Raw genomic sequence first — 24,834 nt, forward strand, 5'->3', positions numbered from 1 at the left:
TCTTTTCCGCCATCGAACTTGACTATTGTCATGTCCTGCCCCGGACAGGAAGACTAACCTCGCTCCAAAGCCAGTATTCCGGGGAGCAAGCAAGATGGACTACGAGCGATTTTTTGACCAGAGCCTGAATGACTTGCGGGAAGAAGGCAATTATCGTGTCTTCATCGACCTTCAACGCCGATGCGGCGCGTTTCCAAACGCCCGCCAAACCGATGGCACAGTGCAGCGAGATGTGCGGATCTGGTGTTCCAACGACTATCTTGGCATGGGCCAGCACCCGTCGGTAATCGACGCGATGCATGATGCTTTGGATCGCTGCGGCGCAGGTGCAGGTGGCACTCGGAATATCTCGGGCACCACGCATGACCACGTGCTGCTGGAGGCCGAACTGGCCGATCTGCACGGAAAAGAGGCTGCGTTACTGTTTACCTCTGGCTACGTTTCGAACTGGGCTGCCTTGGGGACATTGGCCGCGAAAATTCCGGGCCTGATCGTCTTTTCGGACGCACTGAACCATGCCTCGATGATCGAAGGCATCCGCCATTCGCGGGCGCAGAAGGTGATCTGGAAGCACAATGATCTGCAAGATCTTGAGGCGAAACTGGCCGCCACCGATCCGACAGCGCCAAAGATGATTGCCTTTGAGTCGGTTTATTCCATGGATGGCGACATCGCCCCGATCAAAGAGATATGCGACCTGGCCGATAAATACGGCGCGATGACCTATCTGGACGAGGTCCACGCCGTTGGCCTGTATGGACCGCGCGGTGGCGGTATCGCTGAACGTGACGACCTGATGGACCGCCTGACAGTGATCGAAGGAACGCTCGGCAAGGCATTCGGCGTGGTCGGGGGTTACATCGCCGCCTCAGCTGCTTTGTGCGATTTCGTGCGCAGCTTTGCCAGCGGGTTCATTTTCACCACTGCCCTGCCCCCCTCGATTGCCGCCGGGGCCGCGACGTCAATCCGGCATCTGAAACAGTCCAATTCCGAGCGTGATCTGCAAAAGATCCGCGTGGCACAGGTGCGCGACCGATTGGATGCCGAGGGTATCCCACACTTGCCCAATCCCAGCCACATCATCCCGGTGATGGTCGGTGATCCGGTGAAGTGCAAATTCATCTCGGACACGCTGCTGGAGGAGTTCGGCATCTATATCCAGCCGATCAACTACCCAACAGTCCCCAAAGGCACCGAGCGTCTGCGGATCACCCCCTCACCGGTTCATACAGATGCCGATATCGACCATCTGGTTGGCGCGTTGTCGACCTTGTGGCAACGCTGCCAGATCGCGCGGATGCCGATGGCCGCCCAATAATCGAAGCTCCCTTTGCTTTGTCGACTGCCGCCCTTCAAGGGCGGCTTTTTTCAGATCAGGTAAAGGGCGAAGATAACGAAGGTATAGGCGGTCAGCACCATTGAGAACCCCCGCAGCCAGGATGGGCTGGCTGCAAGATCCAGATAGCTTGCAAGGATGACCCGGCATTTCACCAGCGCAAGGATCAGGATTCCGCCAGCCAGAAATGCCGGCGAGATGGGCAGCACTGTAAGCAGTGCAGATACGACGCTGAGCGCCAGAAGGGTGAGCCAGGCTCGGGTGAGTGGGTTCGGATGCCTCCGGCGGGAGTATTTGGGAAAAGATGAAGATGTTGGCATCGTTTTCATCCCAGCAGGTAGATCACGGGGAAGAGCATGATCCAGACCAGATCAACCATGTGCCAGAACTGAGCGCCAGCTTCGATGTTGCGGGTATCATCGCGCCACGCGACCAATAGCAGGATGCCGACTCCTGCCAGCACATGCGCGGCGTGGAAACCTGTCAGCAGGTAATAAAACAAGAAAAAAGGGTGCGTTTCATACGTGATCCCCTGCGCGGCTTTGTCTGCGTACTCTGCGCTTTTGATGATCAAAAAAACAACTCCTAGCGCGGCGGCTGCGATGAGAGCCATGCGGGCCGAGGCTCGACGTGCGATCTGCCGCCAGTGCAAGGCTTGCGCGGCCAGATAGCCCGAGGTGACAAGCACTGCCGTGTTGAGCGCGGCTCCGGTGCGGTAGAGATGCGATTGTGCCTCGGCAAATCCCGCGGGATCGGTCAGGCGCACGCCCATGAAGGCAATCAGACCGGCCCCGAAGACCAACAACTCACTGATAATCAGAACCCACATCAGCAACTCACCCGGAAGCTCGTCGATCAGAGAGGTGTCGCTCATGCGCCGACCAATTGGCGGTAGATCTGCGGCAGTGCCATTGTCAGGCGGTGCGGGTCGGGGATGACGGCGAAACCGCCCTGTCCGAACATACGCGGGAACCAGCTTTTGCCGGTTTTGTCGATGGTGACGCCGAAGACAGACTGTCCGGCCTGACGCGCTTCGCGCACGGCTTGCCGTGTGTCTTCGATGCCGTGGCGGCCTTCGTAATGGTCGAGATCATTGGGCTTACCGTCCGTGATGACCAGCAGCAGACGGCGTTTACGGGATTGCTCTGCCAGATCAGCCGAGCAATGACGGATCGCTGCGCCAAGCCGAGTGTAGTGACCGGGTCGCAGTGAGGCGATGCGTTGTTCGACCCTTGTGCCCATCGGCTCATCGAACCGTTTACAACGCTGCACGTAGACCCGCTGACGCTTCAGAGAGCTGAAGGCGTGGACGGCAAAGTCATCTCCACAGGCGTTCAGGCCCCAGGCGAGCGCGGCCAGCGCCTCGCGCTCGATGTCAATCACGGCGCGGCCGGTGACGGCGCTTTCGGTCGAGCGGCTGACATCCAGCAGGATCGATACGGCCAGATCGCGCGCCTCGGGGCGGGATTGCATCCAGATGCGTTCGGCGCCTTCGCCATTGGCGCAGCGGTCGACCTGCGCCCGCACGGCGGCCTCGATATCCAGTTGATCGCCGTCCAAATGGCCGCGGGTCATGACGCGGCCCGGGCGCAGCGCCTCGAACTGGCGTTTTACGGCACGGATGCGGCGGGCGGTGGCCGGGTCTTTGCCAAATTCAGCCGAGTCTTCGCGGATATCGGCATCCGACAGCAGGACGTTGACGTGATCCGGCAAGTACTGCCCCGTGCGCACGTCCCATTCGGGATAAAGGATGCGGCCTGACAGGCGTTCTCGATTCACATCCTCGGGTGCGAGGTCCAGATGCAGTTTCAGTTTGGTAGGCGGTGCTTTAGAGATCTGACCCAAACCAATCTCTTCCTGATCATCGGCGGCTTTCTTGGCGTTATCCGGATCGTCATCATCAATGCGCCGGTTGATATTCAGGAACTCGGCCCAGCTGAGGATCGCTTCGAACTTGTGCAGGATGAAACTGTCACTGCGATTGGCCTGGTCCGATTTGCGGCGGCGGGCGCGATGGGTTTTCTCGCCGGATTCTTCGGGTGGACCTTCGGTATCGGGGTTTTCGACTTCGTTGTGTTCCGAGAACCCGACTGCGCGCAATTCGGGCCACAGGGGCACCGGGCGCATCGGTTGATAGCCGCGCGGTGCAGTCAGGTCGTCGTCCAGTGCCAGGAGCTGCTCGGCCCGGTCCGACAGAGGCGCGGGGTCTTCAAGCATATGGCGAACCAGTTCCTCAACAGCAGCCTCAACCGGCGGCAGGCCGGGAACGTCGCGATGGTGCAGCACGCCCTTACAAAGCTCGTAATAGAGCGGTCGCCAGCCAGGGGCGTCATCCAAAGTCGCCTCGACCATGCTCTGCGCCGCGATCAACGCGCGCAAATCAGAGCGCAGCGGGTCATCTTCGTCAATGCGGGTTACGGCATGGGCTACGGCGGCAGCCAGCCAGACATACAGCGCGCCATTCGCTTCACGGGCAGGAAAAACGGCCAGCCGATCCGGCAGGCGCAGCACCTCTCCATCGAAAGACGCGCGCGGCATAAGTTCAGCTTCGGTTCCCAGACTGCGGCGCCAACCCAACCGGTGACGCGAAACCTCGGGTGAGACCGGGCGCAATTCGACGCCCGGGCTACCCCCAAGCCCCCGAAAGAGGACAGCCAGCCGCCCCGCGACCTCTGAGAGGTCGACCGCGGCTCCATCATGCACCAAAGGTGCATCGAGGCGGCTGGCAAGGGTGTGCCACAGTTTCCCGATCGTTTCTTCGGGTTCCCATGGCTCAAAGTCGATCTTGACCATCGGCCGGCCTCACCCAAAGACAGCCGTGACAAGATCGAGGAGCCCGCGTTTGATATCCTCGTCATCGGTCAGAGGTTCGATCATGGCGGCAAGGATGGCGCGGTCGGTGGACATGCCTTGTGCGATCAGCGTCGCGGCATAGACGACCAGACGGGTGGAGACGCCTTCCTCAAGGTCCTGACCCTTGAGCCCGCGCAGCTTGCCCGCCAGACGGACCAGTGGCTTGCAGCGTTCCAGCGGCAGGCCGCTTTCCTGGGCGACGACTTGCGCCTCCATCTCGGGCGACGGGAAGTCGAATTCCAGCGAGATGAACCGCTGGCGGGTCGAGGGTTTCAGGGTTTTCAGGATATTCTGGTAGCCGGGATTATACGACGCCACCAGCATGAAGCCGGGCGCGGCCTCAAGCTCTTCGCCCGTGCGGTCGATCGGCAGGATGCGCCGGTCGTCGGTCAGCGGGTGCAGCACGACGGTGACGTCCTTGCGGGCCTCAACCACCTCATCAAGGTAGCAGATCGCGCCTTCGCGCACCGCGCGGGTCAGAGGGCCATCGACCCAGACAGTTTCGCCGCCTTTCAGCAGATACCGCCCGATCAGGTCAGCGGCGGCCAGATCGTCATGGCAGGCCACGGTATAAAGCGGGCGGCCAAGGCTGGCGGCCATATGGGCCACAAATCGGGTCTTGCCACAGCCGGTCGGCCCTTTCAGCAGGACCGGCAGGTTGTTGGTGTACGCGGCGGCGAATACATCGCATTCGTCGCCCTGGGCGAGGTAGAAGGGGGCGTTTGCCGCCCCCTCTGTCAGTTTCATGGAGCCGTCCATATCCATCACTCCGCAGGAGTTTTGGCTGCACCGGGTTCAATCACCTCTTTCCGGGGCACCCAGATCGAGTAGATGAACAGCAGCGCGCCTAGGACCACGACCACACCAGAGCCGAGACGCATCCAGTAGAAGATGGCGATCTGGTCTTGGACGTCCATGAAGTAGTCTCCGACCACACGTTGCATGTGAGTCTGCACGGTTCCGCCGAAAGTCAGGACGAAGGTCATGAAGACCATACCGCTGGTCATCAGCCAGAACGAGGCCATGTTCAGCACCTGATTGTACGGGTCACGGTTTTTCAGGATCGGCATTGCGTAAGTGAAGATCGCCAGGTTGAGGCAGACATAGGCACCGTAGAAGGCCAGGTGACCGTGGGCCGCCGTGATCTGCGTACCATGGGTATAGTAGTTCACCCCGTGCAGCGTATGCAGGAAGCCCCAGACACCGGCCCCAAAGAAGGCCAATGTGGCACAGCCCAGAGACCACAGCAGCGCGGCCTTGTTGGGGTGGTCACGACGGCCCTTCCAGACCATAACGAAGGCAAAGGCCATCATCGCGAAGAACGGGATCACTTCGAGGCTTGAGAAGATTGACCCGATCCACTGCCAGTACGCGGGCGTACCGATCCAGTAGTAGTGGTGACCGGTGCCAAGGATGCCCGAGAACAGAGCGGCGGCAACGATGACGTACAGCCATTTTTCAACCACCTCACGGTCCACACCCGTCAGCTTTAGCATCAGATAGGCGAGGATTGACGCCATTATCAGTTCCCACACGCCTTCGACCCACAGGTGGACGACATACCACCAGTATTGCTTATCCAAGGACAGGTTGCCGGGGTTGTAGAAGGCAAACAGGAACAGCAGCGCCAGACCCCACAGACCCAACAGAAGGATGTTGGTAATGGCGGTCTTCTTGCCCTTCAGAACGGTCATCGACACGTTGTAAAGGAAGATCAGCGCGGCCACGACGATGCCCGCCTTGACCCATTTGGGCTGCTCAAGGAACTCGCGCCCTTCTTTGCCCAGCAGCCAGTTGCCTTCGAACAGGTTGAAGACATAGGTCACGACCACCCCCAAAGTACCGACCACCAGAATGATCAGCTGCAGATAGGCCAGCTTGGGTGAGTGGATTTCACGTTCCGCCTCTTCCGGAATCAGGAAGTAGGCCGCGCCGAAGAAGCCCAGGATCAGCCAGACGATCAGAGAGTTGGTGTGCAGCATCCGCACGATGTTGAACGGCAGAAGCTCGCTCAGGAAGTTCGGGAAGACATAGATGAAACCGGCCAGAAGGCCGCCGATCACCTGTATCGCGAACAGGGCCATGGCTACTGCAAAGTAGGCATAGGCGATTTTTTGGGTTTCGTATTTCATTGCTCCGTTCCCCTTCTCAGCCTGCCTCGTTGGGCGGCCAGCCCTGAGCGTCGATATTGTCGGTCCAGATCAGGAAGTTGGTCAGATCACGGATCTCTTCGTCGCTGAGGTTGAAATTGGGCATCTGCCGGCGACCGGGAATTCCGGTCGGCTGCGCCTCCATCCAGCCCTTGAGTGCCTCATAGGCGGATTCCGGGTCATCCAGAACGCCCCAGCGAGTCATCACATTGCCAACTTCGGGGGCGTAGTAGGCCCCTTCCCCTAGGATCGTGTGACAGTTGATACAGGCGTGTTTTTCCCAGACATGCTTGCCCCGGACCACACTTTCATCAAGCTTCGCCGCGTTTTCGGACCGCACGATATACAGGTGGGAATGGGCCGACAGGGCCAGAAAGATGAGGATGAAGAACAGGGACCCGCCATAAAATATGTTGCGAGCCATGCTCTTTGTCATGACTTCTCGCATTGCGCTCTCCTTTGCGCAGATTAGCTAGTTTGTTTAAAATGGTTGGTCGGCACCGGCACTGCCTTAACGAAAGTCAAGACTGGCGGGCGAATATTATTGGCGGGGCTTGGCTTTGCCAGTCGCGGACAGCGAGATATGGGGGTGGCAACTATGTAGCAATTCCCTAAAAACGCCCCGATGACGCCTTGAAAACAAGTTACGCCCCCTGCACTAATCCGCATGAAAATTTAGCGATTTCTCCTTTGCGAAAGCGCAAAAGGACATTTGTGAACCCAGTTGTTAGGTAAAAGATGCCAATCAATATTTACGGAGCCTTCCGCAGCGATACGACCCTGTCAGACAATGCGGCCACCTATGCGACGACAGGCGCCACCTTTCAGATTTCGCAATACAGCCAGATAACCATCACGGATGGTGCGGATGGCACGATCATTGACGGCGACAGTGCCGAGAACGAAGCACCCAATGATCCCACCCAGACATACCTTGGCGAAGCCATCGACTGGGACTTCACGCTCGAAGTCAGCGATGGGGTGAACACCTACCAGATCGGTTTCATGGATTGGGATGAAAACGGAGACGGGGATTTCGACTATCCAACCGCGGAACAAGGGTATTTCTTGGCCTTCATCGGGGGCAATGTTCCACCACTCAATACCACACTAACAATCGGAAACATTATAAGCGGTGGCACCTCGACGAATGAGCCGGACATACCCGTCGATACTGTTGTTCCGTGTTTTACCAGCGGGACCCAAATCGCGACCCCTGGCGGTCTACGCGCGATAGAGACGCTGTCGGTAGGCGACGAAGTGCTGACGTTGGACCACGGCACCCAGCGCATTCGCTGGATCGGCGCGCGGGCGCTAGGCGTTGCTGAGCTGATCCAAAATCCGAAATTGCGGCCCATTCGGATCAAGGCCGGAGCGCTTGGCTGCGGCCTGCCCAGGCGCGATCTGCTGGTGTGAAAACCTATAACCCGTCAAATCAGGGGTTATGCCTCTTACATAGCTTTCTACGTTCCTCTCATTAACGCAACTAATACAGCATGTTGCGCGTGACTGCAAGCAGAGTTTATATGTGCTACATATATGTTTTTTGCGGGCACTCTGTCGCAAAAAGTTGCATTTTCGGTGAGAACTATGTACGCATAATCCCGCGTTTTGCACTGCTTTCGCGTTGATCACGGTATATGTAAGCATATATGCTATATACAAAGCATAGCGATTTTTGAACAGGAATCCGGCACTTTGAAGTCGTAGGCATATAGCGTTTGGTGCTTACATATAGCAGGACCCGGCCATGACAAACACTTCGGCTACAAAACAACGCGCGGTCAAGGCAACCGATAGCGAATGGGAGATTGTCCGGGCGCGGGCCAAGGCTTCCCGCATGTCGGTGAGCGCATATGTCGTCCAGCGGGCGCTGGCCCCGGACGTGTCTGACAGCCCCTCACGCGCCACGCTGTCGGCGCGGCTGGACCGGATCGAGAGTGCTGTTCTGACGCTCTGCGAAGTGGAGCGGATGCGGTTGGCGGAGCGCGGGGAAGACGATGGCTGGACGGAGGCGCTTCGGCGGGTCGCGTTGCGGCTGCGCACGGACCCGACACGCGCGGGGTCTGATACGGGCGGAACAGTCGTGGTCGGATCAGGAGATGGGGGTTTTGGATGAAGAGGGCACGACCTGTCTATTGCAGGACCCCTGACGATTGGGATCGGATCAGGGCACGGGCGCAGTCAGTCGGCAAGAGTGTCTCTGAGTTCGTGATGACCTGTGCTTTGCAGGATGCGCCCCCACCATCTACCAGTCCGCTTGTTCTCACGCCGGAGGAGCAGCGTGACCTTTTGCGGAATGTGAACGACCTGTGTCGGCGTCTCAGTGAAATGTTTTTCGTCAGGGCCGACGGCGACCCTGCACTGGTCGATGCGGTCGCGCTTCTCTATCGCCTGCATCTCGACGAACTTGAGTATAACCCGCAAGAGGCGCAAGAATGACAGAGGCGAAGAAAAGAACCTTCTACATCTCCTGCACCGACCAGGAATGGGAGGATGCCAAAAGGCGGGCGGCTGAGGCCGGGATGAAGACCTCGCCCTGGCTCGTAGAGCGGGCATTGACGGCTGACCTGTCGATCTTCGGCAATCGCCCGCAGCCGCTGGTGTTGGGTGCTGACGACCAGAAGCGGATGAATGACCAGATCGGGTTTCTGATGGACCTACTCAAACCCTCTTCCGATTGGATGGAAAAACTCGGCAACCAGATCGCATTCCTGCGCGATGCGAAGGTGACGGACCTGATCGCCGAAGACCGGTTGGACGAGTTGTTGCTGGCCTTCGAAAAGCTCTTCGGGCCGGACAAGGCGGAAGCCCTTCTGGCAAAGGCCATCAAGGAATGGCACGGCGCGAAATCGGTCGAGGTGAAGGTCCACGACCCGAAACAGCGCATGTGATGCGGGAATGTGATCTGCGCAGGCTGGGTCCGTTCTTCGCCTGCGGCACCTGTGCAGCAGCACCGGCCTCGACCGAACAGGCCGACCTTGCTGTACAAGCCTTCACGCCACAGTCGTCAGAACCGGCGTCACACGGATGAAAGCCCGGCTACCATAAATCGATGCCGATGGAACGGGACGGACCGAACTCCCTGTCCAACGCCCGCTCCTGCGCCCGCCGCGCGGATTGCTGCCTGACATTCTCAACATGTTCGGCTTCGACCTGCGTTCTGACGGGCGCATCGCGCTTGATGATCTGCGAGACCGAGGCCGCTGTCGCGCGCAGGCGGTCCTCAAGCCCCGGAACCCGGTCGAGATGCGGGCCGTAGGTGTCCCTGTCGTTCAACACGTAGCGGACGGTTTCGAGATTGTCCTGCGTGTCGCGCTTCCATTTGTGGTAGGGGTGCACCTGCCCCACGAACGCGTCCCCACCGTCTTCCCGCTGCTGCAAGGCCTCGGTGAGTTCCTTATCAAGGCTGTGAACGTGATACGCATCGATCTCCATTTCGTCATGCACGGCCCGTTCGTTGGCTGCAAATATGTTCCGTCCCGGTCCAAAAGTCATCCGCATATCCAGACCTTTGTAGAACGCGTCATAGCCTTCCACGAAATATCTGTGGCACCCCTGCGCCTCCGCCTTGTCCATGATCTCTTCAAAGATACCGAGGTGCCGCGCCTCAAGGCCGCATCCATCCAGCGAGGACGTGATGCGCTCCAGTGCTTTCTCAAGCGTCTTGCGGTCCTCTGAGGACAGAAGTGCGTCATCCAACAGGCGCTTTCCCCGCTCGATCATGTTCGGGGCGGACCTTGCCCAGCGTCCGTAGCTGGTCAGCAGGCTGCGGTCGAGCGGCGTATCAGGTAGCCATGCCGCAGCCCTCCTGATGATCTTCCGCCTTTTGGCGTCGAACGCGATCACCGCGTCCCGTTCCTGCCGCACCCTGCGATGCCTGACCGCCAGATCAGGCAGGGCCGCAAGGTCCGGGGGCAGGTCGTGTTTGAAACCCGAGAGCCGTTTCAGGAAGCGATCACAGCCCGCGACCTCAAACGGATGGCAATCCTGCCGCTGCGCCTCCGCCTCCAGCGCCTTCCAGCCGGTGCGCAGGTCCTGCGCCCGGTCTTCCAGGCTGCGCCTTTTGTTCAACTTGATGAGGGCGGACTCCACGGACAGCGCAACGCCATCGACCAGCGCCTTGTGGGACAAGCGCTCGTCTTCGATCAACACCTCCGCCTCGGCCATGGCCTTGCAGACCGTCTCGTCGGCGGGCTGCTCTGACTTTGCGCAGGTCGCAAGCACATCTGCGGCATGCACGAGCCGCTTCCATCTGTGCTGCACCCGTTCGCAGTCTTCCATGTGGTCCAGCACGCGTTTCGGAAGCGCGCCGGGATACTGCTCGGCAACCGCGCGCGTCCGCGCCAACACCGCTTCCGTGTCCGGCAAGAGGGCAATGTCATCCTCGCCCATCATGGCCCTGCTCCGCTGTCCCGCCCAACCCTGTTCGATCCCGGCAATCGCATCCGCTCGCGCCTGTGTTGCCCGGCTGATCCACGTCCCGCAGTGCTTCAGCCGGTCACCAAGACCGTCCAGCAGCGCACGGCAGTCCCTGACGCCTTCGTTGACCGCTCCGGGAAGTGGGCCGATCTGAAGCGGATCGGCCTGGCGCAACCCGCCCGTCCGCTTCAGCAGCGCATCCACGCCCGGCTGAAGTGCGACGTGACTATCGACCCGTGCCGCCCGCGCCCGCAGGTCCTGCCAGCCCTGACCGATGGCCTCGTACGCCTGACCCCGGATATGGGCCTCGTGGTCTTTCAATATCCGCGCGATCTCCTGGGATGCGGTCTCTGACGTTGCGTCTTCCACGGACGCCCGCCGACGCAGCCGCTCCAGCAGCGCATCGGCCTCGGGCATCAGGAACGGCGCAATCCCCAACTGTGCGGCCTCCGCTTCCAGCGCCCGCCAGTCCCGCAGCGCCGGACGCAGCGGTTCCTTCGGTGATACCCCACGGGATTGCGGGACATGCAGCACCTGTCCGGTTGCTTCCAGAGCGGAATGTGACACGCCGGTCTCCTGTTCCAGCCGGTGCACAAGCTGTTCCGTGTCGTCGGTCAGCAGCACGAACCCGTCGCGGGCGCGGCTCATCTCCACGTAGAGCAGCGCGCGATCCGTCATCATGCTGTCCGCGTCCAGCACCGCGATCACGTTGTCCGTGGTCATGCCCTGCGCCCGATGCACTGTCGAAGTCCAGGCGTGGTCGATATGCCGCAGCCGGTCATCGTCAGTCCTCGGCTCCAGCCGCCGCCCGTCACCAAGCCGGATACGCAGGCGTGTTCGCCCGATCTCCTCGATCCGCCCGCGTTCGCCATTCACCACCCCGAGGCTACGGAGATTGCGCGTGAAGACGATCTCGTCCCCCGCGCGCAGCGAAATCGGGCGCGTCTCGAAGACCGACACATTGCGCGCGGCGTTGCCCGAGGGCTTGAACCCGCCGGAGACCCCGCGCCGCTCCAGCGCGATCCGGTCCTTGGTGCTGCCCGTGACCCGCCACGCCTCCCCCTCCTTGCAGCCGTAAACGTCGCGGTTGGCGACAACGATGTCGCCCGCGCGGTAACTCATGGGATTGGCTGCCAGAACACGGGTCAGGCGGCGGTCCACGAGCCGTTCGATCTCAAGCGTGCGCCCGGTGAGCAGCCCTTCCTCTGCCAGCCCCTTGCGCAGCACGGCGTTGATCTCTTCACGCTGCCCGTGGGTCGGGGCAAGGATCATGGTTCGCCTGCGGGCGTCCGGGGGAAGCGCAAGCCAGAGCCGGGCCGCCGTTTCCGCCAGCCTGTCCGGGGGGATTTCCCGCACATCGCTGCCAAGGCTCTGGACGGCGAGGTCCGCGTCCCCCGCGATCATATGCGTGACGGCGGCCTTGAGGTCCGTCGCGCGTTGCCGCAGCACATCGTCCATGCGCGCCGTTTCCATCCCCGCGTTCTGAAGCAGGCGGAACGGCTGCCCCGCCTCGACGGAGCGAAGCTGGAGCCTGTCCCCGACAAGCGCGAGCCGGGCAACCCCGAGCCGCTCCGCCACGCGTTGCAGATCGCGCATCTGGACCGTGCCAATCATGGAGGCTTCATCCACCACGATCACCGCCCCCCGGTACCGTTTGCGCGCCGCCTCAAGATCAGGGCCATCGCCCAGATGCCCGTAGCGCGCCAGCATCCATTGCAGCGTGGTTGTGCCGATCCCGGCCTCAAGCGCCAGAACACGGGCGGCTGCCGAGGACGGGGCCAACCCGATCACCGGATGGTCCCCCGCAAGCCGGACAACCTCTCTCAGCATGTGGGTCTTGCCCGTGCCCGCGAACCCCTGAACCCCGACGATCCTGTTCCCGGACAGCAGGATCGTGCGCACCGCGTCCCGCTGGCCGTCCGTCAGCGACGTGGCCTCAAGCTGTGCGGTGATGTCCTGCGCGTTCGCCAGCGGCGCGGATCGTCCGTCCCGCATGGCCGTGATCACGGCGCGTTCCGCCCGAAGGGTCCGGCGCGTGGTCAGATCACCAGAGGTGGTCTCCACGAGATGCCGGTCCCGGCGCAGTTGGTCGATGGCCGCTTCCAGTTCCCTGTGCGAATGGCGTCCGGGATCCCGCCCCAATGCGGCGGCGAGCAGGTCGGTGCGCCGGAACACGCATTGGCGTTCCTCAAGATGATCCATGGCCTGCCAGACGGCCTCCAGCGGGGATAGCGCCGTGTTGGTCAGCGCAGGCTTGGCTGTTGTCCGGGGCCGTGCTTCTTCGACAAGGCCCATGCGCTCCGCCCGGCGGTGCCACAGCTTCACAAGTTCGCCCTTGACCGGCTCCGCCTTCCTGCCGCGCGTGACCAACGCGGCAGCCTGCGCGTTGGCCGTCGTGTAGTCCCGGCCTTCGTCGGCCATGTAGTGCAGGATGTCCCGCCGCCGCGTGGAAAACGCATCGAGCCATTCCTGCGACCAGCCGGAAATCTCGAAGCTTGGCAGCCCGCCCACGGTCGTCGGTATCAACTCGTAACCGAGGTCCCGCAGCCGCCGCGCCAGATCGTTGCGATACCACGCGCCGAACACCCGCCGGTTGCGGCGCAGCAGCGTGGGTTCGATGCTGCGCCATGCGCCGTCCCTGTTGCGCGTCATGTTCGCGACCACCGCATGCGTGTGAAGCTGCGGGTCGTTGTTGCGGCTCGCCATGTGCCGGAACGTTGCCGCGATCATCCCGTCCGCAGCCTCCCGTGGCCGCCGTCCCGTCGCGGGGTCGTAACCCCTGGTCTGGAGGTGTTCGGCCTCGATACAGTCGAGCGTTGCGCGCACGGCGGCATCATGGGCGTGCATCACCGCCCGCCTGCCCCGGTAGAGCGCTTCCAGCGAGACAGATTTTGGGGCCGAAAAGGTCATGTCCCAGCCGGGGCGGTGCTGGCGCTCCCCGTCGATGATACGCCCCAGCGTGATCTCCGTGCCGGGAACCTCGCCGGACAGGATCGAGATGAACTTGCGCTTGCCGACGCGCTGGCCCAGCCCCAGAGCCTCCGCGCCCGCGCCGTGCCAGCGGTTGGCCGAACGGTGCGAACTGTCATTCCGCGCAAGGTACTCGTGCAGGAAATAGCCGAAGGTTTGCTCCGCACTCACAAGAGGACGCGGGCCGGACAGCATCAGAGGTAATCGAAGTTGGCGGGTGGTGTTGTAAGGGTCACGCAGCCAGTCCGTCGCTTCGGACGGGGGATCGTCTTCACTGTAATGGGGTCCAGCCGATTCATGATACCCGTTGCTGCCCGTCGGTTGAAAAAGACGGCATCGCCATGCGATGATAGAAACGCACTATATGCGCGGTTGGTGAAAATTGCGATAGTGCTGATATGAACCTGAAACGAACCTGTCTTGATATGAATCTTATCCGTTCCAAAAAACGTGTCGCAGATCATGGCGAAGTCTTCACCCCGACTTGGATGGTAGACGCTATGCTCGACCTCGTGAAAGGTGAGACGGAGCGGATTGATTCCCGCTTCCTTGAACCGGCCTGCGGCAGTGGCAACTTCATCGTGCCGATTCTGCAACGAAAACTCGCCGCAGTAGAGTTGAAGTTCGGGAAGTCCGGTTTCAACAAGCGGCACCACGCGCTATTGGGTCTCATGTGCTGCTACGGCATCGAACTCCTTGAAGACAATATCAAGGAGTGTCGCGCCAACATGCTTGAAGTTATGTCTGACTATCTGCGCCTTTCACCCGAAGATGATCTTTATCGCGCAGCCTCCCATGTTCTTGCGGTGAACCTCGTGCATGGGGATGCGCTGACCATGAAGACAGCCGAGGGCAAACCAATTGCTTTCGCGGAGTGGGGCTACATCGGCAAGGGCAAGTTTCAGCGCCGGGATTTCCGATTGGATGCTCTGACAGGCGCATCCGCATTCAATGCGGAAGGGTCGCTGTTTGCGGGCAAGCATGAGATTTTTCAACCCAGCAAAACGTATACAACCATGACGATCAAAGACCTGGCCAATCAAAGCGGCTCTGCGCCCGTGGCCGCCGCATGAGCAAAGCCGCCTTCACGTTGCGCGGGCGGAACCCGGACGTTCTATCCTGCATCGCCAACCTGTCCAACGATGAGGTGTTCACACCGCCCGAGTTCGCCAATCGGATGCTCGACACGCTGGAACAGGCTTGGGCAACAGACAATGACGGGGCGAGCATCTGGACCGATCCAACACTCACCTTCCTTGATCCCTGCACCAAGTCGGGCGTGTTTCTGCGGGAGATCACAAAGCGCCTGATCAACGGCCTTGAGCCACGAATGCCCGACCTGCAAGAGCGTGTGGATCACATCCTGACGCGGCAGGTCTTCGGCATCGGTATCACCGAGTTGACGGCCATGCTTGCCCGGCGCTCGCTCTACTGCTCCAAGCACGCGAACGGCCCGCATTCGATCACGCGGGCGTTCAACACCGAGGCTGGCAATGTCTGGTTTGAGCGGGTGGAACATAGCTGGGACAAAAAGGGCAAATGCATCAATTGCGGAGCCAGCCGAACGAAATTGGACCGAGGCGACGATAGGGAAAGTCACGCCTACGCGTTCATTCATACGGGCAATATAAAAAAGCGCGTGGCCGCGCTGTTCGGAGACGACATGCAATTTGACGTAATAATCGGGAATCCACCCTATCAATTGGACGATGGCGGGCATGGCACAAGCGCAGCGCCGATCTACCAATTGTTCGTTGAAAAGGCGCTCAGGTTGGAGCCGCACTTTTGCGTCATGGTCACACCTTCACGTTGGATGGCTGGTGGCAAAGGTTTAGATGGGTACCGAAAGAGAATGCTTTCTGACAAAAGCCTTCGCGCAATTGTTGATTACCCGAAGCTCTACGAAGGATTCCCAGGCGTCAAAATTCGCGGTGGCATTTCCTATTTCGTGTGGGACAGAGATCATAACGGTCCCTGCACAATGCAAACCATTTGGGACGGGGAGCCTACCGGCCCAGCAGTTGATCGGCATTTGAATGATTACGACGTGATTGTCCGAAGAAACGAGGCGGTTCCCATCTTGAACAAGGTGAGATCGAAGAATGAGACGACTTTAGAGAAGAGAGTTTCAAGCAGAAAACCCTTCGGTTTACCTACAAATTTCAAAGGCACGCCAAAACCTGATGGGCTTTCTGACCCGATAAAACTCTTTCAAAATCAGAGCATCGCTTGGACTGAGCGTACTGTCATCGCTACCAACCCTGAATTGATAGATAGGTGGAAAGTGCTAATGACACGAGTTCAAGGAACAAGTGCGGCTATCGAAACCAAGTTCTTGAGTAAACCAATCATTGCCGAGCCACGGACAGCGTGTACCGAGACATATTTGGTCGCCGGTCATTTTGAAACGGAAATCGAAGCCACGAACTATGCTCGCTACTTATCCACCCGCTTTGTGAGGTTTTTAGTTTCTCTTCGAAAGTCCACACAGGACGCAGCAAAAAGCGTCTATACCTTCGTCCCCGATCTATCTACCGAAGATGTTTGGACGGACCAAAAGCTCTATAGTCGCTATGATCTTTCCCACCAGGAAATAGCGTTCATTGAGTCGCAAATAGCCCCACAGGAAACGGACCTATTCGACAATCTGGTGGACGACTGATGCCGCAAACCGTTGACGACATCCTTGAGCCAAAACCCAAAGCCCGCCCGCGCATATACGCCTATTCGATTGAAGATGCCGCCCATCAGGGACTTCTCAAAATCGGGCAAACCACACGGGATGTGGGCTTACGTGTGCGAGAGCAACTCCACACTGCTGCGATCACAAACTACCGCATTGAACTTGATGAACCTGCGGAACGGCAAGACGGCTCAATCATAACCGACCACGAGGTCCGCGATGCGCTTAAGACTAAAGGTTTCGAAAATCCGGCACTAGAATGGATGCGCTGCTCGCTCGCCGATGTGCAAACCGTCCTGACCGAATTGCGCACGGGTCAAAAGCGCACGGGCACGCATCACGAAACTTTTCCCATGCGCCGCGAACAGCGCGAGGCGGTAGAGCAAACCCACGACTACTATATGTCCCGCTGGGCCGAGGACATGAATGCGGTTCCGCGCTTTCTTTGGAACGCCAAGATGCGCTTCGGCAAGACTTTCACCGCCTACCAGCTTGCGAAAAAGATGAGGGCAAAGCGCGTACTGGTACTGACCTTCAAACCTGCGGTTGAAGACGCGTGGCAGACCGACCTTGAAAACCATGTCGATTTCGATGGATGGCAATACCTGTCCCGCAAATCTGACGCTGACCCCACTCATATTAAGAAGGTCAAACCCGTAGTCTATTTCGGGTCTTTCCAGGACATGCTGGGAAAGGACCGGCACGGCAACATCAAGGCGCGCAACGAATGGCTCCATGCGGTCAACTGGGACTTGGTGGTGTTCGACGAATATCATTTCGGTGCGTGGCGCGAAACGGCCAAGGAACTCTTTGAAGGCGAAGACGAAGCGGTCGCAAAAAAGGAGACCAAACAAGAGTATGACCCGAGATTGGACGAGGTAAACGACGACCTGCAAGTCTTGTCAAGCAATGACGCCGATTTCTTGCCGATTACGACGCGGGCCTACCTCTATCTGTCAGGCACGCCATTCAAGGCACTGGCGACGGGAGAGTTCATCGAAGAACAGATTTTCAATTGGACTTACACTGACGAGCAAAGAGCGAAGGCAAAGTTCGCTGAGCAGAACCCCAGCCAATGGAACCCATACGGTGCACTACCAGAGATGCGGCTTCTGACCTACCAGATGCCCGATGAGTTGTTGTCTGTCGCCAGCGCGGGCGAATTTGACGAGTTCGATCTGAACGAGTTCTTTTCCGCAACCGGCATCGGTGCGGACGCCGAGTTCAAGCACAAGGACGAAGTGCAAACCTGGCTGAATATCATCAGAGGCCAGCACGCCGCCCACACGGTAGACAATCTCAGAACCGGAACGCGCCCGCCATTTCCGTATTCCGACGTTCGGCTGTTGCCATATCTCCAGCACTCATTCTGGTTTCTGCCGAATGTCGCCGCCTGTCACGCAATGGCGAACCTGTTGGCGGAGCGGCAGAACACCTTCTGGCATGAATACAACGCGGTTGTGTCGGCTGGCACTTCGGCGGGCATCGGGCTTGAAGCGCTGCCACCCGTTCGAAAGGCAATCGGCAACGGCTTCGACACAAAGTCGATCACCCTTTCCTGCGGCAAGCTCACGACCGGCGTGACCGTCAAGCAGTGGTCGTCGATCCTGATGCTGCGCAACCTGAAATCGCCCGAGACCTATTTTCAGGCGGCGTTCCGGGTGCAATCCCCTTGGGTGATCGAAAACCCAAATGGCGACGACCCCAACGAAGAGGAGGTCCTCAAGCCAGTCTGCTTCGTCTTCGACTTCGCACCGACCCGAGCGCTTCGACAACTTTCCGAATATGGCATTGGGCTTTCGCCCAACGAACCCAACCCGGAAAACGCAGTTCGTGACCTCGTATCGTTCCTGCCCGTACTTGCCTACGACGGGGCGAATATGACCCAGATTGACGCGGGTGGTATTCTGGACATTGCGATGGCCGGAACCTCTGCCACACTTCTCGCCCGAAAGTGGGAAAGCGCACTTTTGGTCAACGTCGATAACGACACCCTGGGCCGGATCATGGACAATAAAGAGGCAATGAAAGCGGTTGAGCGGATCGAAGGGTGGCGGTCGCTCGGCGACAACATCATCGAGACTATCATCAACAAAAGCGAGAAAGTCAAAGAACTAAAAGGCAAGGCCAAATCCGGCGACATCACTGACACGGAAAGGAAAGAGCTTTCCGCTGAGGAAAAAGAGTTCAAGTCGAAGCGTAAGCTGGTTCAGGAAAAACTGATCAAGTTCGCAACCCGCATACCGGCATTCATGTATTTGACGGATTTCCGCGAAAACACGCTTCAGGATGTAATCACAAAACTGGAGCCTGATTTGTTCCTGACCGTGACGGGTTTAACCGTTGCCGACTTTCATCTGCTTGTAAGACTGAAGGTCTTCAACACCGAGCATATGAACGGGGCTGTTTTTGCGTTTCGCAGGTATGAGGATGCGTCACTGTCATACAGCGGGATTGACAGTCACCCCGAACTGACCCGGCATGGGCTGTATGATACGGTGGTGGAGCGGACTTAGCTGCGGGTACCGACAAACGCAGAACTTTGCGCATTGGCGTGGTAGCTTTGTGATCAAGTTTCCCAGATAGGGGTTTAAACAAAGAAATTATGGACCAGCTAAAGTAAAGCGGGGCATTTGATCCAGAGGTCTGGTGCAATTACCGGTGAAGATTAGCAAACAAGCTAAATATATCGCTATCGGTAAACTTGTCTGTTGCTTTTGATTTGGGTTCGACAGCCTGTGGGGGGGGATGGTTGATAGCAGTTTTTTCAATCTCGTCTATCCGTTCTTGAATCGCTTTAAGTTTGTCATTCACATTGCATCCGGAAAATGCACTCAGACGCTCCAGTTTTTCGCCATAGTCTTCTAGTTCGCTAGTCGAAGTGAAATCGGTTAAGATATGGCAGAAATTACTGGCTTCCTTCAGAACTGCATAGTCGAGAGTATCATAAAGCGCTTGATAATCTTCGAAGGGCAGTTCTGAGGAAACCGACTTATATACGTCGTGCAAAACGTCTATGCAGACACTTTGTACCAACATTTGTTCAATTTTGGTGGCCAAGCAATCAGCCAATTGACGTGCTTGAGGGAATTCACGTACGTGTAACCAACTTATAGTGCGAGGTAACGAGGCACCATCATACCATGCGATAAGTTCCAGATTTGTTTGGCGACAGAGCGCATTTATGGCATCAGCGAATACTACTTCTTTAGAAACAGCCCACCACTCAAGCGCCAGATCAATGCGTTCACTGCAAGATACATCGGGAGACCGAAGTTGCGCCATTTCATCGAAAGCACGACTTCGGATTGGTAATTGATGAAGGACCTGCGCAATTGGCGAAAAGTGCTGTGCAAATTTCGCAAGCCTCGGCCCATCCATCGAAATCCGGTCTCGAGCATATATCCAAATAGATCTTGCCCATCCGACGGTTGCTGCGCTTTTCGGCAGACTACGCAACAACCGCAGATCGTTGAGATACCGCCCCATAAAGTCGCGCAGGCCGGGATTTACAAAATTTACGCGACGGCCCGAAATCTTCACGAAACCGGACTCAAGGACTTTAAGGGAATCTTCAAAGTCTTTGGGATCGGTCGAAAGAAAATACTCCTCAGACAGTGATTTATGTAGAGCATCAAACTGAGCCTGAAGCTTGTCTATTGAAACTCCATTTTCAGAAAAAAAGAAAAGAGTGATGAGTAAGTGTTGACAACTCCTCTGCAAATTGCGGAATGGCTTCTCCCAGAGACGCTTTGGTTGATTTAGGATTTCTATGATGTGCTTAGGATAATCCTCTGGGCGCACATCTATCTCAATGCTCTCGCTAGATGTCGCGGCAATCAGACGGGGATTGTAATTCTGATGGTCAATGATCTGCGGAAGTAGATCACTTTGGCTCAGCGCAGCGAAATGTTGATCCGTTAGGTCAGAGATGGATAAGTGATTAAAAAGAATGTGCGATTTTACCCGTCGCGTGTAACCGCCCACATCAAGGATGAACTTGCTGATCTGAACACGATCACTATCGATCTCCTCGGAAACAGTGCGTGCCTGCTCGAGGATGTGCGCTCGGCTGGTCAGAATGAATCGCGCGTTTGGTGAACGTCTGACGCGATCAATAAATCGGGCAAGTGTGGACTCTTTCTGGATCAAAGCCTGCCTATCCAGTTCTGTCTTTCCAAGAAAATCGTCGAAGAAGAACACGGTGGGCTGGCAATCGTCGATATGGGAGAAACCTTCATCTAGGGTTTGGATGGCCACAAGTCGCCAATCTTCGCTGATATAAAGATAGGCCAGCATCTCGGCCAACGTAGTCTTACCCACACCGGGTGGCCCGGAAACGATCAGTACATGCCGATTATCAAGAATGGATTGGGCGTGAGACAAGCTGGGGTTTTGAACATAGACTTTGAGCTTGTGGGTGATGTCTTGCTGGGTCGTTTCTGAAAGCATTTCGCGCCCGGCATGCATGATTTTTTGCAGTACAGCGGTGCTGGATAGCCATAACTTAAAATGAGTACGCTCGATACTTGTGTGCTTTCGCAAAAGAGCATTCAACTGTTCGCAGCCTAGAACGTCCGAAGCTTCGGAGAGGTGGTCACCCATCACGTCAATGATTTTCTTTTTTTTCTTTGGGGTTAGCGCACGAGACGTGGCCAACACGTATCGTTGTGGGGCTAACACATCGATTTTGGTTTTTTCACGCTTCATCGCCGATAGCAAAGTGCTGAAAGACGATTTCGCATAGTGCTTTGCCTGCAAGACCGTTAGTCTATCGCTTTTAGAGTGCCGCCCATCTACCCCGCCATCAGGACCCGGACCAAAGGCTTCAAAGCTGATACCAAGCTCAGCACCAATCAGATCGCGGCACAAATCTTCAAAATCTGAATGTGATAGCTGTGTAAAATCATACGACATATATTACCCGATCAAGTGCTAACAGCGCGCGTTTCGACCGCCTACTGACAATGGTTTGCGATTTCAGTCAGCCATTCGACAATCTCATTTTGATCGTGGCCATTATCATCTTTGTAAGCGCCTCGTTGTAACACTTCATCGGCGCTCATGTTGCGCATGACATAGGAGGTGATGATTTTTTTGCATTTTGTTTCGCTTGTACCCATGCCGAGCCGTTGATCATTTAGATCAACAGGATCAAACGCAAGTGCCTTTCCTTGTTGCTGTTTTGCCTGTTCAAAAGCCGTTTTGAAGGCTTGTGCCGCGTGCCCGAAATCCCAGTCAAATGCGTCTTCGATAGTGATTTGGTTGCTGGACAGTCGTACAATGGCGTCGGGGTGAGCATAATTTTCGATGCTTCTCTTTCTCGACAGGAACGCACAGCAATCGTCTCTGGCATTAACCGCATCAATGCGTGCCTGTTTTGCAGGCGACGGTGGCAGATTGGCGGCAGTGCGATCTGAATCGAATAGAAACACCTGGGGCATTCCAATGCGGTCAAGGTAACGTCGCTCAACCCAGTCTTTCAGAGTTTCGCCACCGCCAATCGTCCAGAAGACTTGATCGGGTTCGAAACCTTCGACATACCCGGCTTCTCCCAATACCAGACCGAATGAGATCAATGCATCAATGTCGGTCGGACCTTCGACTGCAACTGCGACTTTCGCGTTAGCCCCATTTGATGCATCTGGTAGCACACCGAGTGTTTCGGCAATGACCTTATAAACATCCTCAGTCCCGTGCTGCACGCAGATTTCAGAAGTTTCCGCATCGGTATTGATGAAACGTAAGCTCTCAATTGGAAGCATGCCTGCAAGAGCCGGGACATGGGTCGTTAGGATAACTTGATCGCCCGAAGTTGAAAGCTCCTGAAGCGCTCTGACAATGCGCTCCTGACTGTCTGGGTGCTGAGAAGTTTCTGGCTCTTCAATAGCATAAATCACGGGTACAGCCGCATTTGCGAGACCCGCCAGTTTCTCTGTCCTCTTTCTAGCGGCTTCAGCCTGAAAAAAGCTCAGAAGCACCAGTCGCCGGACGCCTGATCCTCGCTTGTTAAGCGGTATGTGTTCATCGCTTTCCAGATCAAGCTTGAACACAGAATCCCATCTTGGCGGACGAAATTGTGGTTTAAGCACCGAAGCTGTATCCAAATCTGGAAACGATGTTTTGAGCTGCTCAATAGTTCGATTGGCTGTTTCGGTCGCGAACTGCTCCACTTTCTGCGTGACGTCAGCTAAGTCATCATGCAGTTGCGCCAAAGCCGACTTGATCGCGAGTTTCATTGGGTCTTGAACCTCGTCATCTTGATCGGTGCTTTTGCGGTCAGATCGAAACAGTGCAAAAACTGGAAGAGATCGTTTGATTGCTTCCCATACATGCTTTGCATCTTCGTCTTTTAGTGGCACGTCCTGTAATGCCAGTTCTAAGTTTTCAGCATGGTTGTAGAGCGCTTGCCGCATGGATGGTTTGTTGTTCTGCTGGCAATTGGCTTCCACACCAGCAACTTTAACCAGCTTACGTAGGTCCGTGACCTTTTTCGAGAGCAATCCGCTAACGGCATTAGACGATGGGTGCAAAGCTGACGCAAACACTCTAACCGGGCTACTGGCTTTTGTGCAATCAAACACTTTGACGATCTCAAGGTGTTCATCTGCATTTAGGAGGTGCTCGGCTTGAAGTGTTGTGGCTGCACCCGCGTCCATGTCGAGTTGATCAGGCAGATCGCAAAACGTCACGCTTATACGAACATTGCTGCGATCACCAGACACGCACGCATCGCCTTGATCGATTTTGGTCGAGCCACCTTCAAAAAAGATATCCAGCGACTCTAAAACAGTGGATTTTCCAATATCATTGCATCCAGTCAGCGCTGTCAGATCTTCGAACTCGATAGTTGTCGGTCGTCGATATCGACGAAAATTTTCCAATTTCAGCGCTTTGATTTTCACTAAAGCTCCTCCTATGCAGCAGTTTCATGCATCATATTAAGTTTCGGGTTAACTGCAATGCGTGTCCACTCACGGGTTTCGTTCACCGTCATATCGGTGGGGTCCGCAATGATTATCCAGATGCGTTGGCAGTCGTGACCTTCATGTTCGCCATGATTTCCATCAACTCAGAGCACGGTCGGCTTGAAAGATGAAGGTGGAAAGTTGACTTTCGCCAAGTCGCCACAATGAACCTAGTAGAAACGTAATAGCGAAAGTCGTCGCAAGTCTAGTCCTTCGTTTCCCCACATTTGACAAGGATTGTTTTGTCTGAATCACTGTCGGCCAAAACTGGGAGGAATGGAAGATGGCCAAGCGAGGTCCTGCGCCGAAGTTTGTGGTTCGGCTGACACCGGAGGAAGGCACTCAATTGGAGGACATGATCCGTACAGGCTGTGCTGCTGCATATCGGCTATTGAAAGCGCGGATATTGCTTAAAGCAGACGTGTCCCCGGATGGCCCGGGCTGGGATGACGCGCAGATTGCAGACGCTTTGGAGACCAGTCCCTCGACAGTGTTGCGCACCCGCCACCAGCTTGTTGAACAAGGGCTCGAAGCCGCACTTAGCCGCAAGAAACCAGCGACACCACGGCCCCGGATATTCGACGGTGAAGCAGAAGCAAAGCTGATCGCGCTGGCCTGTTCCGAGCCGCCCGCGGGCCATGCCCGCTGGTCGCTTCGACTTCTGGAAAAGCAGGTTGTGGAACTTGGTATTGTCGAGGCCACCAGCGATACTACGATCCATAGGGTGCTCAAAAAAACCAACTCAAACCGCACCAAAACCGCTATTGGGTGATCCCACCCAAGGCTAATGCCGCTTTCGTGGCCGCAATGGAAGATGTGCTGGAGGTCTACACCCGTCCGCATGACCCGACGCGCCCGTTGGTTTGCCTGGATGAGACATTCAAGCAACTGACCCGCGAGACCCGTACAGCCATCTCCGCCCGTCCGGGCCGCGCGGCGCGCTTTGACTACGAATATGAACGCGCAGGCGTAGCCAGCTTGTTTATGTTGTTCGCACCACTTGAGGGGTGGCGCCATGTTGCAGTCCGCGCCCGGCGCACTGCCATCGATTATGCCCATGTCCTGCGCGATCTGGCCGACATCCACTTCCCAAATTCTGAAAAAATCGCTCTCGTGCAGGACAACCTCAACACTCACCACACAGCGTCGTTGTACAAGGCCTTCCCGCCCGCCGAGGCCCGGCGCATCTTAGAACGGTTTGAGTGGCACTACACTCCGAAACACGGATCGTGGCTCAACATCGCTGAATGCGAACTCAGTGTACTTGCCCGCCAATGTCTGGATCGGCGCATCCCGGATCAAGCCACCTTGGAAGCTGAGGTCGTGGCTTGGACAAATCCCCGCAACACCGCGCGCTCGAAAACCAACTGGCACTTCACAACACAGGATGCCAGAAACAAACTCACACAACTATACCCGCAAATCGAATGAATCAGAGGACTAGGGCCTTTT

At 57.1% G+C, this 24,834-nt stretch carries 18 protein-coding genes; 9 read left to right on the forward strand and 9 right to left on the reverse strand.

Features of this window, described 5'->3' with window-relative positions; genetic code table 11:
- The first annotated feature begins 94 nt into the window (after positions 1 to 94).
- Positions 95 to 1,318 carry a 5-aminolevulinate synthase gene (hemA, locus tag ACP0GE_RS03985; protein ID WP_424830705.1) on the forward strand — a complete coding sequence of 408 codons (1,224 nt, stop codon included), beginning with the start codon at positions 95 to 97 and terminating at the stop codon, positions 1,316 to 1,318.
- 50 nt (positions 1,319 to 1,368) lie between these two features.
- Here hemA and ACP0GE_RS03990 read toward each other — a convergent pair whose 3' ends face one another.
- The 6 genes from ACP0GE_RS03990 to ACP0GE_RS04015 are packed head-to-tail and all read right to left on the reverse strand — an operon-like array spanning position 1,369 to position 6,787.
- Entirely contained in the window at positions 1,369 to 1,656 is a 288-nt protein-coding gene (locus tag ACP0GE_RS03990) for a cytochrome C oxidase subunit IV family protein (protein WP_424830706.1), read from the reverse strand.
- A 5-nt stretch (positions 1,657 to 1,661) separates the two neighbouring features.
- Positions 1,662 to 2,210 carry a cytochrome c oxidase subunit 3 gene (locus tag ACP0GE_RS03995; protein WP_424830707.1) on the reverse strand — a complete coding sequence of 183 codons (549 nt, stop codon included), beginning with the start codon at positions 2,208 to 2,210 and terminating at the stop codon, positions 1,662 to 1,664.
- Entirely contained in the window at positions 2,207 to 4,129 is a 1,923-nt protein-coding gene (locus ACP0GE_RS04000) for a nitric oxide reductase activation protein NorD (protein WP_424830708.1), read from the reverse strand. The genes ACP0GE_RS03995 and ACP0GE_RS04000 overlap by 4 nt, the downstream gene beginning before the upstream one ends.
- A 9-nt stretch (positions 4,130 to 4,138) precedes the next feature.
- The gene (locus ACP0GE_RS04005; protein WP_424830709.1) at positions 4,139 to 4,936 is read right to left on the reverse strand and encodes a CbbQ/NirQ/NorQ/GpvN family protein; all 798 of its coding nucleotides are present in this window, start codon (positions 4,934 to 4,936) and stop codon (positions 4,139 to 4,141) included.
- Between the two features lie 17 nt (positions 4,937 to 4,953).
- Positions 4,954 to 6,321, reverse strand: coding sequence for a cbb3-type cytochrome c oxidase subunit I (locus ACP0GE_RS04010; RefSeq protein WP_424830710.1), 1,368 nt, complete (start codon positions 6,319 to 6,321; stop codon positions 4,954 to 4,956).
- Positions 6,322 to 6,337: 16 nt separating this feature from the next.
- Positions 6,338 to 6,787: a c-type cytochrome gene (locus ACP0GE_RS04015; RefSeq protein WP_424830711.1), complete on the reverse strand. Its 450-nt coding sequence runs from the start codon at positions 6,785 to 6,787 to the stop codon at positions 6,338 to 6,340.
- A 290-nt stretch (positions 6,788 to 7,077) separates the two neighbouring features.
- On the opposite strand from ACP0GE_RS04015, the gene ACP0GE_RS04020 reads away from it, so the two are divergent.
- The 4 genes from ACP0GE_RS04020 to ACP0GE_RS04035 all read left to right on the forward strand — a co-directional run bounded on the left by ACP0GE_RS04020 (position 7,078) and on the right by ACP0GE_RS04035 (position 9,233).
- Positions 7,078 to 7,755: a Hint domain-containing protein gene (locus tag ACP0GE_RS04020; protein WP_424830712.1), complete on the forward strand. Its 678-nt coding sequence runs from the start codon at positions 7,078 to 7,080 to the stop codon at positions 7,753 to 7,755.
- Between the two features lie 334 nt (positions 7,756 to 8,089).
- Positions 8,090 to 8,458: a plasmid mobilization protein gene (locus ACP0GE_RS04025; protein ID WP_424830713.1), complete on the forward strand. Its 369-nt coding sequence runs from the start codon at positions 8,090 to 8,092 to the stop codon at positions 8,456 to 8,458.
- Entirely contained in the window at positions 8,455 to 8,781 is a 327-nt protein-coding gene (locus ACP0GE_RS04030) for a hypothetical protein (protein WP_424830714.1), read from the forward strand. Before ACP0GE_RS04025 ends, ACP0GE_RS04030 begins: the two co-directional genes overlap by 4 nt.
- A complete protein-coding gene (locus ACP0GE_RS04035) occupies positions 8,778 to 9,233 on the forward strand; it encodes a hypothetical protein (RefSeq protein ID WP_424830715.1) in 456 nt (151 codons plus the stop codon). The genes ACP0GE_RS04030 and ACP0GE_RS04035 overlap by 4 nt, the downstream gene beginning before the upstream one ends.
- Before the next feature lie 148 nt (positions 9,234 to 9,381).
- On the opposite strand, the gene mobF is transcribed toward ACP0GE_RS04035, so the two are convergent.
- On the reverse strand, positions 9,382 to 13,926 hold the full coding sequence (gene mobF / locus ACP0GE_RS04040; RefSeq protein WP_424830716.1) for a MobF family relaxase: 4,545 nt from the start codon (positions 13,924 to 13,926) through the stop codon (positions 9,382 to 9,384).
- A gap of 203 nt (positions 13,927 to 14,129) precedes the next feature.
- On the opposite strand from mobF, the gene ACP0GE_RS04045 reads away from it, so the two are divergent.
- From ACP0GE_RS04045 to ACP0GE_RS04055, 3 genes are read left to right on the forward strand one after another with little or no spacing between them, the layout of a single operon-like run.
- Positions 14,130 to 14,804: an SAM-dependent DNA methyltransferase gene (locus ACP0GE_RS04045; protein WP_424830717.1), complete on the forward strand. Its 675-nt coding sequence runs from the start codon at positions 14,130 to 14,132 to the stop codon at positions 14,802 to 14,804.
- Positions 14,801 to 16,393, forward strand: a complete 1,593-nt coding sequence (locus tag ACP0GE_RS04050) for an Eco57I restriction-modification methylase domain-containing protein (RefSeq protein ID WP_424830718.1) — start codon at positions 14,801 to 14,803, stop codon at positions 16,391 to 16,393. Before ACP0GE_RS04045 ends, ACP0GE_RS04050 begins: the two co-directional genes overlap by 4 nt.
- On the forward strand, positions 16,393 to 18,930 hold the full coding sequence (locus ACP0GE_RS04055) for a DEAD/DEAH box helicase family protein (RefSeq protein ID WP_424830719.1): 2,538 nt from the start codon (positions 16,393 to 16,395) through the stop codon (positions 18,928 to 18,930). The genes ACP0GE_RS04050 and ACP0GE_RS04055 overlap by 1 nt, the downstream gene beginning before the upstream one ends.
- Positions 18,931 to 19,069: 139 nt before the next feature.
- Here the strand turns inward: ACP0GE_RS04055 and ACP0GE_RS04060 are convergent, their stop codons facing one another.
- Together ACP0GE_RS04060 and ACP0GE_RS04065 are read right to left on the reverse strand one after the other, a co-directional pair.
- Complete coding sequence (locus ACP0GE_RS04060; RefSeq protein WP_424830720.1) at positions 19,070 to 21,331, reverse strand: restriction endonuclease; 2,262 nt, start codon at positions 21,329 to 21,331, stop codon at positions 19,070 to 19,072.
- Positions 21,332 to 21,372: 41 nt separating this feature from the next.
- On the reverse strand, positions 21,373 to 23,319 hold the full coding sequence (locus tag ACP0GE_RS04065; protein WP_424830721.1) for an ATP-binding protein: 1,947 nt from the start codon (positions 23,317 to 23,319) through the stop codon (positions 21,373 to 21,375).
- 346 nt (positions 23,320 to 23,665) lie between these two features.
- On the opposite strand from ACP0GE_RS04065, the gene ACP0GE_RS04070 reads away from it, so the two are divergent.
- Positions 23,666 to 24,813 (forward strand): IS630 family transposase gene (locus tag ACP0GE_RS04070; protein WP_424830722.1). Its coding sequence is split into 2 segments (ribosomal slippage): positions 23,666 to 24,113 and positions 24,113 to 24,813, totalling 1,149 coding nucleotides; the frame shifts between segments, so codons are not numbered across the junction.
- The last annotated feature ends 21 nt before the right edge of the window (positions 24,814 to 24,834 follow it).

It is taken from the genome of Ruegeria sp. (assembly GCF_965243365.1).
GTDB lineage: Bacteria > Pseudomonadota > Alphaproteobacteria > Rhodobacterales > Rhodobacteraceae > Ruegeria.

Excerpts from the sequence above, each read along its gene's own strand:
- ACP0GE_RS04020 (WP_424830712.1), top strand. The coding sequence starts at position 7,078 with ATGCCAATCAATATTTACGGAGCCTTCCGCAGCGATACGACCCTGTCA.
- ACP0GE_RS04060 (WP_424830720.1), bottom strand. The coding sequence starts at position 21,331 with ATGTCGTATGATTTTACACAGCTATCACATTCAGATTTTGAAGATTTG.
- ACP0GE_RS04045 (WP_424830717.1), top strand. The coding sequence starts at position 14,130 with ATGAACCTGAAACGAACCTGTCTTGATATGAATCTTATCCGTTCCAAA.
- ACP0GE_RS04015 (WP_424830711.1), bottom strand. The coding sequence starts at position 6,787 with ATGCGAGAAGTCATGACAAAGAGCATGGCTCGCAACATATTTTATGGC.
- ACP0GE_RS04000 (WP_424830708.1), bottom strand. The coding sequence starts at position 4,129 with ATGGTCAAGATCGACTTTGAGCCATGGGAACCCGAAGAAACGATCGGG.
- ACP0GE_RS04030 (WP_424830714.1), top strand. The coding sequence starts at position 8,455 with ATGAAGAGGGCACGACCTGTCTATTGCAGGACCCCTGACGATTGGGAT.
- ACP0GE_RS04005 (WP_424830709.1), bottom strand. The coding sequence starts at position 4,936 with ATGAAACTGACAGAGGGGGCGGCAAACGCCCCCTTCTACCTCGCCCAG.
- ACP0GE_RS03995 (WP_424830707.1), bottom strand. The coding sequence starts at position 2,210 with ATGAGCGACACCTCTCTGATCGACGAGCTTCCGGGTGAGTTGCTGATG.
- ACP0GE_RS04050 (WP_424830718.1), top strand. The coding sequence starts at position 14,801 with ATGAGCAAAGCCGCCTTCACGTTGCGCGGGCGGAACCCGGACGTTCTA.
- ACP0GE_RS03990 (WP_424830706.1), bottom strand. The coding sequence starts at position 1,656 with ATGCCAACATCTTCATCTTTTCCCAAATACTCCCGCCGGAGGCATCCG.
- ACP0GE_RS04025 (WP_424830713.1), top strand. The coding sequence starts at position 8,090 with ATGACAAACACTTCGGCTACAAAACAACGCGCGGTCAAGGCAACCGAT.
- hemA (WP_424830705.1), top strand. The coding sequence starts at position 95 with ATGGACTACGAGCGATTTTTTGACCAGAGCCTGAATGACTTGCGGGAA.
- ACP0GE_RS04010 (WP_424830710.1), bottom strand. The coding sequence starts at position 6,321 with ATGAAATACGAAACCCAAAAAATCGCCTATGCCTACTTTGCAGTAGCC.
- mobF (WP_424830716.1), bottom strand. The coding sequence starts at position 13,926 with ATGCTGTCCGGCCCGCGTCCTCTTGTGAGTGCGGAGCAAACCTTCGGC.
- ACP0GE_RS04035 (WP_424830715.1), top strand. The coding sequence starts at position 8,778 with ATGACAGAGGCGAAGAAAAGAACCTTCTACATCTCCTGCACCGACCAG.
- ACP0GE_RS04055 (WP_424830719.1), top strand. The coding sequence starts at position 16,393 with ATGCCGCAAACCGTTGACGACATCCTTGAGCCAAAACCCAAAGCCCGC.